The organism is Paenibacillus qinlingensis, from assembly GCF_031455095.1.
Classification (GTDB): domain Bacteria; phylum Bacillota; class Bacilli; order Paenibacillales; family NBRC-103111; genus Paenibacillus_E; species Paenibacillus_E qinlingensis_A.
In genome coordinates this window covers 1298513-1309826 of the sequence record NZ_JAVDSB010000001.1, presented here as the reverse complement: position 1 = coordinate 1309826, position 11314 = coordinate 1298513, and the positions used below count along the sequence as shown (strand labels likewise).

General features: G+C 47.5%; 9 protein-coding genes and 1 pseudogene. 1 reads left to right on the top strand and 9 read right to left on the bottom strand.

Annotated features, from left to right (window positions below; all coding sequences use genetic code 11):
- Nucleotides 1-218: 218 nt before the first annotated feature.
- Together J2736_RS05960 and J2736_RS05955 are read right to left on the bottom strand one after the other, a co-directional pair.
- Entirely contained in the window at nucleotides 219-836 is a 618-nt protein-coding gene (locus J2736_RS05960; RefSeq protein WP_310224387.1) for a hypothetical protein, read from the bottom strand.
- 1159 nt (nucleotides 837-1995) lie between these two features.
- A complete protein-coding gene (locus J2736_RS05955; RefSeq protein WP_310225230.1) occupies nucleotides 1996-3525 on the bottom strand; it encodes a recombinase family protein in 1530 nt (509 codons plus the stop codon).
- Between the two features lie 72 nt (nucleotides 3526-3597).
- On the opposite strand from J2736_RS05955, the pseudogene J2736_RS05950 reads away from it, so the two are divergent.
- Nucleotides 3598-4014, top strand: a pseudogene (locus tag J2736_RS05950) (lysine 2,3-aminomutase); the annotation flags it as partial.
- Nucleotides 4015-4231: 217 nt separating this feature from the next.
- Here the strand turns inward: J2736_RS05950 and J2736_RS05945 are convergent.
- From J2736_RS05945 to J2736_RS05915, 7 genes are read right to left on the bottom strand one after another with little or no spacing between them, the layout of a single operon-like run.
- Entirely contained in the window at nucleotides 4232-4453 is a 222-nt protein-coding gene (locus J2736_RS05945) for a hypothetical protein (RefSeq protein ID WP_310224385.1), read from the bottom strand.
- A complete protein-coding gene (locus tag J2736_RS05940; RefSeq protein ID WP_310224383.1) occupies nucleotides 4453-5871 on the bottom strand; it encodes an aldehyde dehydrogenase family protein in 1419 nt (472 codons plus the stop codon). The genes J2736_RS05945 and J2736_RS05940 overlap by 1 nt, the downstream gene beginning before the upstream one ends.
- A gap of 25 nt (nucleotides 5872-5896) precedes the next feature.
- Nucleotides 5897-7261 (bottom strand): 4-aminobutyrate--2-oxoglutarate transaminase, encoded by a 1365-nt coding sequence (gene gabT, locus J2736_RS05935; protein ID WP_310224381.1) that lies wholly within the window; start codon nucleotides 7259-7261, stop codon nucleotides 5897-5899.
- Nucleotides 7262-7264: 3 nt separating this feature from the next.
- Nucleotides 7265-8545, bottom strand: a complete 1281-nt coding sequence (locus tag J2736_RS05930; protein ID WP_397340161.1) for a peptidase — start codon at nucleotides 8543-8545, stop codon at nucleotides 7265-7267.
- Between the two features lie 47 nt (nucleotides 8546-8592).
- The gene (locus tag J2736_RS05925) at nucleotides 8593-9255 is read right to left on the bottom strand and encodes a 3-oxoacid CoA-transferase subunit B (protein ID WP_310224380.1); all 663 of its coding nucleotides are present in this window, start codon (nucleotides 9253-9255) and stop codon (nucleotides 8593-8595) included.
- Entirely contained in the window at nucleotides 9222-9953 is a 732-nt protein-coding gene (locus J2736_RS05920) for a CoA transferase subunit A (protein ID WP_310224378.1), read from the bottom strand. Before J2736_RS05920 ends, J2736_RS05925 begins: the two co-directional genes overlap by 34 nt.
- On the bottom strand, nucleotides 9950-11302 hold the full coding sequence (locus J2736_RS05915; RefSeq protein WP_310224376.1) for an aspartate aminotransferase family protein: 1353 nt from the start codon (nucleotides 11300-11302) through the stop codon (nucleotides 9950-9952). The genes J2736_RS05920 and J2736_RS05915 overlap by 4 nt, the downstream gene beginning before the upstream one ends.
- Nucleotides 11303-11314: the final 12 nt, after the last annotated feature.

Genomic DNA, 11314 nt, shown 5'->3' with positions numbered 1-11314 from the left:
TCACTACTGCTCGAATGAAAGATGGAAAGTCAATGTATTGGTGCTTTATAAGGAACTCATCTATAAGAGCTTGGTCTTGCTCGGTCACTGCTCTGAACGTATATCGTTTACTGTTTGCCACGTTTATCACCTCGTATGTTGTTTGGTCATCCTATAATTTGTTATCGAACTAAATAGTCCATTTTTGCTTGAAAACCAGAAAATATTTAAAACTTTTTTCAATTCTCATATTTGAACTCGGTATCATTGGTCAGAAGATTCAATTTGCTACCAAAGAAATCAGCCTCACGCTTGTTAATAACGGTTCTCATAAACTTGACAAAAGGCTGATACGATCTGTCCAAGTCTGGGAACTCCTTATCATTGACTTTCCCGATCCATTTCCCGCGGTCAACATCACCGTTCAGCCACCTGACCAGTTCTTTGACAACTTTTGCCCGTAGATAGTAAGACATGGCAATATCGTTAAAATATCCGTTCTGATACTGACGAGTGGTGACTTTCAATTCATAACCATCTCGTATGGTTTCACCAAAGTATGTTGGTTCGAATTTGCCATGAACAATTCGCTTAGACTTGTGTACTGCACCTATATCCCGTTTAAATGCACGATCCTCAACACGCTTGTCTATCAGCTTTAAAGTTTCGTTGACACATGTAGCAATATAGAGATTACCGTCTATTGGCTTGACATCGACTAGTATGCAACGCATGAACTCCTCAGTCTCGAAACTACTCCGTTGCATGATGCTTCTTTGTTCCCGTTCACGTTCCCATAGTGGGATGCTCCACCATCCAATACGTCCTGTACTTGGTCTGCCTACTTTATTTTTCATGCTTGTTTCCCCCTCAGTTTAGTTTTGGTTCACTTGGTGATACCACTGCACTTATGCCTCTAGTGATAGCACTTTTGGGCAATATCCGAGCAATCTGCAAAAATAAAGTGAAAAAGTTGTCACAAATGTAACAGACCTGTGAACATCATTGGACAGGATCTGGACATTGACTTGTCGCGGCAATTAACAGATCTGTATACATTCCTCCTCCACTCAACTTAACACCCTCCTCTCCCGAGTAAATTTTATACACTGACCGCTCAACGTCGAGATAGAGAAGAGTGTTAACGTGTCAGGGGATTGGGCAGGATGGGACAAGGGGATCATCCTCTCGTGTATGTATCTACACAGACAATCACCACTGCTGCCCGATTTTCACAATGCTACCAAGGGAAATCAGGAAAGTAGCAAAAAGGTAAACACAAAAGCCAGATACACCAAGGGCTGTTACTTAATTACCTTGTTACTACTTTTTTATAAATGTATATATATTATATAAGGGTATATAAAGGGGTATATATAGAGAGAAAGGGGGAGCCAAATGGGGTAACAATGCCCGAATCGTCCAATCCCTTGCCCAGTGCGGGATACAGCCGTTTCCGAGTGCTTCCTGCTACTTTCGGAAATACGGTAACAGCCCTATTTTGACCCAATTGAAGGGTATTTTCCACCATTTTGATATTGTCCAGATCCCATTCTGACCCCTGCCTAGATCCGTGAAGGGGTGGTTTGTGACTGTCTCTGGTTAGTCTGTGGCTTCAGCCAATGTCAAAACTCTGTCAATGCCATGCTGAACCCCCTGTGAGATCCTCTCAAATCGATCCAATATTCCTGACCCGTACCATTACAAACCCCCGTTCGTCCTGTGACAGCATGTGAGCCACTCTGGGACATTACGCGTGCAATACATTGTATTACAGCACAAAAGAAAAAAACGACTTAAAATTGATTCTGAAGCGTCTCACGGTGTACGCCTAATTTTTCAGCAGCATGTATGATCGATTCTGTATATCGAATAAAGCCCCTATATGGCATTCACAGACCCTTGACAGCGTAGAGAGGTGAAACACCTTACCGCGCCTTACAAGGTCAGAAACATGCCATTAAAAGGGGTCTCAGGGAATGCAAAAAGGATGCCCCTCGCGGACACCCCTCTTGACTAAAAATATTCAATTGATAGATCGTAGGGAAACTCTCTTCTAATCTGATTCCGTGTCGATAGCATGCGGATCTCAAGTGGCATGTTTCGTGTGAAGTGGATCTTTTTGATGAACTGCTTCAATGCTCTGTTCTGTGCCTCCACTGGCAACGATTCAAAGCCGTTCAGTAATTTGAAGACCTGTGACATCCGTTCAATATGACTCGTGACGTTGATGGACTCACTCTGTTCTATTAACTTGTCACGGCTCTGTTCCAAAGCTTGTCCCATATCGATCAATGCTTGTCGTTTGACCTTTAATTCATCATGTGTGAAGATACCTGACACGGCTAGGTCGATTAATGCGGTTTGCTGTCTCTGATTCTCTGCAATTTGAATGTCAATATGTGCAAGCTTTTCTTTCAGATCGGATTCAATACTGGACAGATCTTGTTGCTCAAGCAGGGACAGTTCATGTTGCATCTGTTCCTCATGGGCTTTCAATGCGTCAATAATATCGGCTTCGATGTATTCTAACTTGATCCCGTTGTTGGTACATTTCTCAGCACTATTGGGCAGTTGATATTCACAAGGTTTGATGCTATAAGTCCCATTTAGCTCTTTCCTTATGACTAGTTTCCTGCCACAGAGACCACAGTAGAGCAAGTCCTTCAACATCGTTGTTCCCGTCTTTGGCGCGGGTTTGTCTCTGTAAACTCTCGCTTGATCTGCACGGATAGCTCGTTCTCTGTTTGCATTATCCCATTGGTCAACGGAAATAATAGGCTCGTGGGCATCGTGGGACTCGATTGTGTTCACGATCTTGAAAACGAATTTGCCATTCTCTTTAATACGTTTCCGATCTTGGAACACGACTGTCCCTTTGTAGGCAGGATTTTGGATGATGCGTTTCACTGTAGGCAGTTGGAATGCTTCAGATCGTTGTGGTTTGTAGCCTTCGCGGTTCAATGTATCAACGATCTTGCGACTTCCCAAACCTTCACTGTGAAGCTGAAAGATATAACGTACCACCTGTGCTTCTGATTCGAAGATCTCAAGCCGTTTCGTACTGTCGTTTCTTCTGTAACCGAACGGGATCCCCCCAGAAATATGTAGCCCCTGTTTTGCCATTGAAATCTTGTTGTTCTTGGAACGCCTACCAATGAGTGCATGCTCTTGTGAAGCAATCAGAGATCCGAATTTGTACATTGTTTCGTCCGTGCTACTATTTGCCAAGTCATAAACCTTGTCTGGAGTCAGGATGGGCTTGTCATAGTCTTTGCAATATTGCAGTACCGTTTCAGAGATGAGCCCATTACGGCTCAAACGGGACAATTCAATTACTAGTATTCCGTCAAATCGTTCAATATTGTCCAGTAGCCTTTGAAGCTGTGGACGCTGTTCCATATCGGACGCACCACCGCTGAGAACTTCTGAAAACTCCTCAAAGGTATGTCCATGTTTTGTGCAATACTCTATCAGTATGTTCCTATGATTCAAAAGCGTTTCGACGCCCTCTGTCTTTTTCTCTTGTGAAATCCGTAGATACATCCCCAAGTGCATTTGGCTCACCTCGTTAAGTAGTTGAGACCCTAGTATATCATACGTCATTTAAGAAACACAGTACCTACCTTTGTTGTTGATGCACCAGGCGGAGGCGGAAAAATTGCACTGCAGCCTAACTATCTCATCTCACAGAGTCAAGATAAAGTTATCCTGCGTAATTATGAAGGCGTCATCGTCGGCTATCCCGAGCCGAAAAACTACGTTCCCGGCCGAGCCGACGAATACTTCAATGAGATGTACGGCATCCAAAAACAGCCAGAAAGCACAGGCATTATCGCGCTCATGAAAGATGAAAAATTCAACTTAGTGCCAGAAAATTTGCGCCGAATCGGTCGAAGGAAGACGTATCAGGAAACACCGGAGCACATGTCACTCAAGGATCGACGGCCAGTGCGAGATGAAATGAAAGACAAATTAATCAAAGCACAGCATAAAGAGAAGATTGTGAGCGCTGCTGAGATTCCTGGGGAGTAATGAGGCGCTGGTGACGAAAGGCCGCGAGCTGCTGCCGTAACTCGAATTTTTCGAGTTGCAGTATCCAAGAGGCCGCGAACTGATGCTGCAACTCGAATTTTTCGAGTTGCAGCGTCCAAAAGGCCACGAACTGATGCCTTAACTCGAATTTTTCGAGTTGCAGCGCCTAAAAGGCCGCAAACTGATGCCGTAACTCGAATTTTTCGAGTTGCAGCGCCTAAAAGGCCGCGAACTGATGCCGTAACTCGAATTTTTCGAGTTGCAGCATCCAAAAGGCCACGTACTGCTGCCGTAACTCGAATTTTTCGTGTATCTCGTCGGCTTTCATCCTCGCGCGGCCGAGTATCTCCCCCCTCGCTAGCGTCCCAAAGCGCAGGCCCACGCCCCCAGCCGCCACAACAAAGAAGCTAAGCACAACCAGCTTAGCTTCTTTGTCCATCACTTTTTAAAACAAATCAATTTCATCTCCGTCAACTCGCGTATCGCATACTTTACGCCCTCGCGCCCTGTGCCGCTCTCTTTCACGCCTCCATACGGCATGTGGTCCACACGGAAGGTGGGAATGTCATTGATCATGACACCCCCTACCTCCAACGCTTCAGCAGCTGCGAGCGCTGTGCGGATATTTTCCGTGTAAATACCTGCCTGGAGGCCATATTTAGAATCATTAACCAAACGTATCGCTTCTTCGATCGACGAAACGCGATTAATCATGACGATCGGAGCAAATACTTCTTGGCACGAGACGCTTGCGGAAGAAGCAACGTTGAGCAAGACAGTCGGGTGAACAATATTCCCCTCTCTCTTGTTGCCAGTCGCGACAATCGCACCTAATTGCTCCGCTTCTGAGATCCATTGCATCGCGCGTTCAGCGTCACGAACACCGATTAATGCGGATACATCCGTGCCTTCATCCAAAGGATCACCTAGCTGAAGTGTCTCCGTCTGCTTTACGAATTTGTGGACAAATTCATCGAACAACTGGTCATGCACATAAATCCGCTGAAGCGAGATACATACCTGACCGGCATAGGAAAATGCCCCTGTAACCGCCCTGGCGATCATCGCGTCTACATCAACACCTTGATCTACAATGAGTGCTGAATTGGAGCCTAATTCTAAAATGACCTTTTTTAACCCCGCCTTATTGCGAATGGTGATCCCAACTTCAGGACTTCCCGTAAAGGTGGCAGCCTTGATTCTTTTATCCGTAACCAGCAAGTCGCCAATCACACTGCCACTGCCAGTTACCACATTTAAAGCGCCTGCCGGAAGTCCCGACTGTTGCATAAGCTCTGCCAAAAACAAGACAGATAACGGCGTTTGGCCAGCCGGCTTCAAGACAAGTGTATTACCTGCAGCAATAGCTGGGCCAACTTTATGTGCAACCAAATTCATCGGGAAGTTAAACGGTGTAATCGCCGCTACGACGCCCAAGGGTTGATGAATCGTGTACGCGACACGACCTTCCCCGCCAGGTGCCGCATCCATCGGTATCGTTTCACCCTGAATTCGCTTCGCTTCTTCTGCGGCGAATTGGTAGGTCGCGATTGTTCGCTCTACCTCTATTCTCGCCGTTGTAATCGGCTTAGCGGCTTCAAGCGAGATTAATCGCGCACATGCTTCCTTATTCTCTCGGATTAAAGCTGCCAGCTTCTCCAGTATGGATGCCCTCTGATGCGCCGACATCGCTGCCATGACTGACTTTGCTCGTTCAGCAGCTGCTATAGCAAGCTCGACTTCGGCTGCTCCTGCATAACCGATTTCAGCAATTTGTTCACCGTTGTAAGGTGAGAATAAGGGTCGATACCCACTCGCTTCCACCCAAGTCCCATCGATAAATAGCTGCTTCCTCATTCTGATCTCCTCCTTGCACATACGTTCAAGAAGATTGATTATAGCATGTCTTTACAGCCTGCTCTAGGACAACTAATGCCTCAGCGAGCTGTTCATCCGTTATGACCAACGGACTTAGGATTCGTATCACATTACCGTAAATACCTGCACTCATCACAATGACACCTTGTTGATGCGCTTCCTGCAAAATCCGCGTCGTCATCTCTTTATCCGGCTTCTTGGAAACCTGATCCTTGACAATCTCTATCGCGCTCATCGCACCTAACGTACGCACGTCCCCAATGCATCCTACTTCGTCCTGCAGACGTAGGAAACGCTCACTCACAGCAGCCCCAATGACAATCGCTCTTTCTGCAAGCCGTTCCTCCACGAGCATATCAATCACTTGTAATGCCGCTACACACCCAAGCGGACTGCCGCCATAGGTGCCACCGATTTCACCAATGCCTGGTGCATCCATTATTTCCGCCCGACCGGTAACGGCACTTATTGGAAGTCCAGCCGCAATCGATTTGGACATGGTCATTAAATCCGGTATAACGCCAAAGTGTTCCATGGCAAAGTTTTTCCCTGTCCGTCCGAATCCCGTCTGGACTTCGTCAGCAATCAGCAGGATCCCGTATTTCTCGCAGATTCCCTTCACACCCTGTACAAACTTAGCCGAAGGGATCACAAAGCCACCTTCTCCTTGCACCGGTTCCATGATGATCGCAGCAACGTCTTCTCCCGGCACCTCGACTAGAAAGAATTCCTCAAATTTTTGTAAAAGTTGCTCATCTACTTCATCTTGCGATAATCCGGATGGCGAACGGTAGTAGTACGGATAAGGCATTTTGTACGTATCCGGTGCAAAAGGACCGAAGCCATTCTTATACGGCTTTACCTTGCTAGTTAAAGACATCGCCATATAGGTTCTGCCGTGGAAGCCACGTTCGAAAGAAATTACAGCTTTGCGTCCCGTGAATTTACGAGCGATTTTCACCGCATTCTCAACCGCTTCTGCACCGCTGTTCAAGAAGAATGTTTTCTTCGGATGATCCCCGGGTGTCAAAGCATTGAGTTTTTCAGCCAGTGCTACATAGGGTTCATACATCATGACATGAAAGCAAGGATGCAGATAAAGATCCAATTGCGCCTTCAATGCCTCCACCACTTTGGGTGGACAATGGCCGACATTTAAGGAGCCAATCGCACCTGCCAAATCAATGAACGTATTTCCATCAACATCCGTCAGGAGTGCTCCTTCCCCTTTGGCCGCAAATGTCGCCATGGTATGAAAAGGCCCTCTCGGAATACTCGCTAAACGGCGTTCCAATAACTTTTGAGCCTGCGGCCCCGGAATTGCTGTTTTCATCTCAATATACGTCGTCTGTCTCGTATTTTGATCCATTCCTTATGCCTCCAAACCACACCAATGAATGATGGTCAATGCGATAATCTCAGCCGCTTCAAACATATGATCCAACACGATGTGCTCGTTCGGATAATGGGCAACCTGTGTGATGCCTGGGCCAAAAACGATACATGGCGTCTCACCAACCTGCGTGAGTAAACCACCGTCTGTGCCCCAAGGCGACGCTTCAATTGTGGGTTCATCTTGTTTAACCACGCGGTATTGCTGCATAAGTACCTTCATCAAGTCATGCTCAGGATCAACACTTCCCGGAACCCATTGTGCCCCGAACCATTCCACGTGAGGTGGATGCGATTCAAACCATGGGTCTTTCAAACTTAAACCCGCCATCCAATCGCTCATTTCCGCTTTAGCGGCTTCTAAAGTTTCCTCCGGGGCAACCCCCATGCGACCCTCTAGCTTCACGGTATCTGAAACAGACGAAGGCCAATTCCCACCTTGAATAATACCGATATTAATCGGGATCGGAATGGGATTTTTGGCATACAAAGGATCTATAATTCGGGCATTTCTAAGCTCCTCTAGCTCACGTATGTGCTGAATTACAGTCACACTTTTCTCTATGGCACTCACACCTTCATACCTCGTTCCCCCGTGAGCCGATCGACCTTTGACTTCAATTCGGAACCACATAGAGCCTTGTTGCTTTGGGAATATCCGTAAATTGGTAGGTTCGGGAATGAGAGCCGCGTCCGCCCGGTAACCTTTGACAATAGCCGCCAGTGTACCCGCTCCACCACTTTCTTCTTCAATGACACTTTCGAAAATCACATCACCTTTCAATGTCAATCCAAGCCCTTGAATCGCCTCAACAGCCATAAGAAGCGAAGCAGTGCCACCTTTCATATCCGTAGCCCCGCGTCCATACAGTTTCCCATCCACGACACGGCCGCTAAATGGGTCATCCTGCCATTGTTCACGATTCCCTTCTGGAACGACATCCATGTGTCCATTCAACAGCAAGGAACGACCGCCGCCCGACCCTTTTAATACACCAACCACATTCGGACTGCCTGTAAAATGACTACGCGGAGAACAGAAATAGGGATGGCTCTGAAGCGCATCTCCGTCAGGCTCCCAGACCTCAACATCGAGCGCTAACTCTCGCAATTTCTCAGCAATAAAAAGCTGGGCCTCCTGCTCATGACCTTGCGTGCTTGGCATTTTAACCAGCTGCTGGAGAAAAGATGTGCCAGCTTCTCGATGCTGACGGATCCAATCATGGATGGATGTGTGCAGTTCTGTATGTTCGTTTGACAAAGGAAACTCCTCCTTCCACACATGGCACAAGACGTCCTTCCTACCCTTTATGGGATATAGGAAATTGAACTAGGGATGAGTAAAGCAGCCTCTGTATGGCGGATAACGTCTTCAATCGTATAAGGCAACATGATCTCTCTCAAAACCAGACCCCCCTCCGTAACCTCCATCACGGCCATTTCCGTAATAATCAATTTCACACAGGCTACAGCCGTAAGTGGTAAGTCACATTGCTTTTTTACCTTAGACTCTCCCTGCCGGTTTACATGGTTCATCAGAACGATTACTTTTTTGGCCTTCTGCGCAAGCTCCATTGCCCCGCCGATACCTGCCACTCGCTTCCCTGGGACGATCCAATTAGCCAAATCCCCACGCTCACTCACTTCTAACGCCCCGAGTATCGTAATGTCGATACAACCTCTGCGAATCATAGCAAAAGCAATCGCGCTATCGCAGTAGGAAGCACCACTCGTTATTGTCATGGGATATCCGCCTGCGTTGCACAGAAAAGCATCTTCCTCCCCAGGAATCGGCGCACCGCCTGCACCCAGAATGCCATTCTCCGCATGAAAAACAACGTGAATGTCTTCAGGGACATAATCCGCAACCATGGTTGGGATACCGATGCCTAGATTAACGGCCATGCCGCTCTTTAGCTCTTGAGCAGCCCGCTTAGCTATCCGCTCGCGGATTTCTTTTCCCATACCCATTCCCAAGTCACCCCTCCGCTCAAGATCACCATATCCACGAATATTCCTGGCGTGACAATACTTTCGGGGTCCAGCTCACCTAATGGAACGATCTCATCGACCTCCGCAATCGTTATCTTCCCGGCCATCGCGACGAGTGGATTCAGATTTCTGCCGCTTTTATCGTAGATGAGGTTCCCGTAGGTATCTGCTTTCTTGGCATGCACAATGGCAACATCTGCCGTAAGGGCTGGCTCGACCAGATACGTTTTCCCATCCATGGATACGGTCTCCTTACCCTGTTCCATAATCGTGCCAACGCCGACATCCACTAAGATCCCGCCAAGGCCTACACCGCCAGCTCGGATTTTCTCACATAACGTACCTTGCGGGTAGAAAACCACTTCCATAGTGCCCTGCTCCATCATCTGACCAGCGTTAGGATTCGACCCAATGTGCGAAGCAATCACTTTCTTCACACATCCTGCTGTGACTAATCGGCCAATGCCGATATGCGGAAATCCAGTGTCATTTCCTATGATCGTTAGATCTTTGACGTCCTTCTGCCAAATACCCTCGATTAACGATGGCGGTGTACCAATGCCGCCGAACCCGCCGAACATCAATGTACAGCCATCCGAAATCATTTGAAGCGCTTCTTCCAGCGTCTTTACTTTGCTGGCCGCACCAGCAGGTGAGCTTTCATTGAGTACCATCATATCTCCTCCAATCTAGAAGGGGTAATCTCAGCTATGACTTCTTGAATGGATGCCTCTAATATCCCCACCAGTTGGTCGATTTCCTCCTCCGTAATGACCAAAGGCGGGGCGATGATAATCGCATCCCCTTCTCCATCTACCGCACCTGCGGCCGGATATACGAGCAGCCCTTTCTGAAAGGCTCTCTCAATGATCCGAGAGGTGACACCTAATCCAAATGGAAATGGTCGCTTTGTTGTCTGATCTGCAACAAATTCGATCGCTAACAACATACCTTGGCCCCTCACATCACCGATGCTCAGGATGCCATCTGCCATTTGCTGCAATTGGCCCATCAAATATTGCCCTTTGCTCTCGGCAGCGCTGACTAACTGATGCTTCTCGATATAGCTAAGTACCGCCAACGACACAGCTGCCGATTGCGGATTAGCACTATATGTGTGGCCAGACATAATACTTTTGGACCCCTTCAAGATAGGCTCCATCACCCGATCTTTTACTAACGTAGCTGCTATCGGTGTATAACCTGCGCTCATCCCTTTCCCCAAAGCAATAAGATCAGGTTCAACGCCGTAATGCTCCATTGCGAACATAGCCCCTGTTCGAGCTATCCCTGTCATGACCTCATCCGCGATGAATAAGATCTCATTCTGTTCACAGATGGCTTTAATTCTTTGGAAATAGCCATTTGGCGGAACAATGGCTCCCCCAGCAGCTCCGATGATCGGCTCTGCAATGAAAGCAGCAATATGCTCGGAACCTATTCGCTTGATCGCTGTTGCCAAATCATCTGCACACGCTAATTGGCAATTCGGCGAAGTTTTACCCAGTGGGCAGCGGTAGCAGTAAGGTGTAGCAACGACTGGAAAGTCTTCTAATAAAGGGATAAATCGTCTTCTACGCAGCACATGCCCTGACATTGAAAGCGCACCCAACGTAATGCCATGATAGCTCATTCTCCTAGAGATCACTTTATTCTTGCCATGTCTCCCTTGCTCTTGCCAATGCTGTATGGCTATCTTCATAGCCGTTTCCGTCGCTTCTGATCCGCTGTTCACGAAGAAGCTCCAGTAGTCGTTGCCGGGAGCTAAGTCACTTAGCTTTTCTGCCAGCTTCTCGCCAGGTTCGCTTGTAAACTGCGACCGATAAACGAAAGATACTTTGTTTGCTTGCTCAAGCATGGCATCAACGATATCTGGTACACCGTGCCCGATTCCAGCCGTCACAGCTCCCGAGCAACCGTCTATATAAGCTTTACCTTGATCATCGTACAGGAAGACACCTTTTCCATAGGCTATGGTGGGATAATGGTGATTCAAAACCGGCTTAATGACATGCTCCCGCTTCATAAGGCACCTCCC

Excerpts from the sequence above, each read along its gene's own strand:
- J2736_RS05945 (WP_310224385.1), bottom strand. The coding sequence starts at position 4,453 with ATGGACAAAGAAGCTAAGCTGGTTGTGCTTAGCTTCTTTGTTGTGGCG.
- J2736_RS05960 (WP_310224387.1), bottom strand. The coding sequence starts at position 836 with ATGAAAAATAAAGTAGGCAGACCAAGTACAGGACGTATTGGATGGTGG.
- J2736_RS05955 (WP_310225230.1), bottom strand. The coding sequence starts at position 3,525 with ATGTATCTACGGATTTCACAAGAGAAAAAGACAGAGGGCGTCGAAACG.
- gabT (WP_310224381.1), bottom strand. The coding sequence starts at position 7,261 with ATGGATCAAAATACGAGACAGACGACGTATATTGAGATGAAAACAGCA.
- J2736_RS05925 (WP_310224380.1), bottom strand. The coding sequence starts at position 9,255 with ATGGGTATGGGAAAAGAAATCCGCGAGCGGATAGCTAAGCGGGCTGCT.
- J2736_RS05915 (WP_310224376.1), bottom strand. The coding sequence starts at position 11,302 with ATGAAGCGGGAGCATGTCATTAAGCCGGTTTTGAATCACCATTATCCC.
- J2736_RS05940 (WP_310224383.1), bottom strand. The coding sequence starts at position 5,871 with ATGAGGAAGCAGCTATTTATCGATGGGACTTGGGTGGAAGCGAGTGGG.
- J2736_RS05920 (WP_310224378.1), bottom strand. The coding sequence starts at position 9,953 with ATGATGGTACTCAATGAAAGCTCACCTGCTGGTGCGGCCAGCAAAGTA.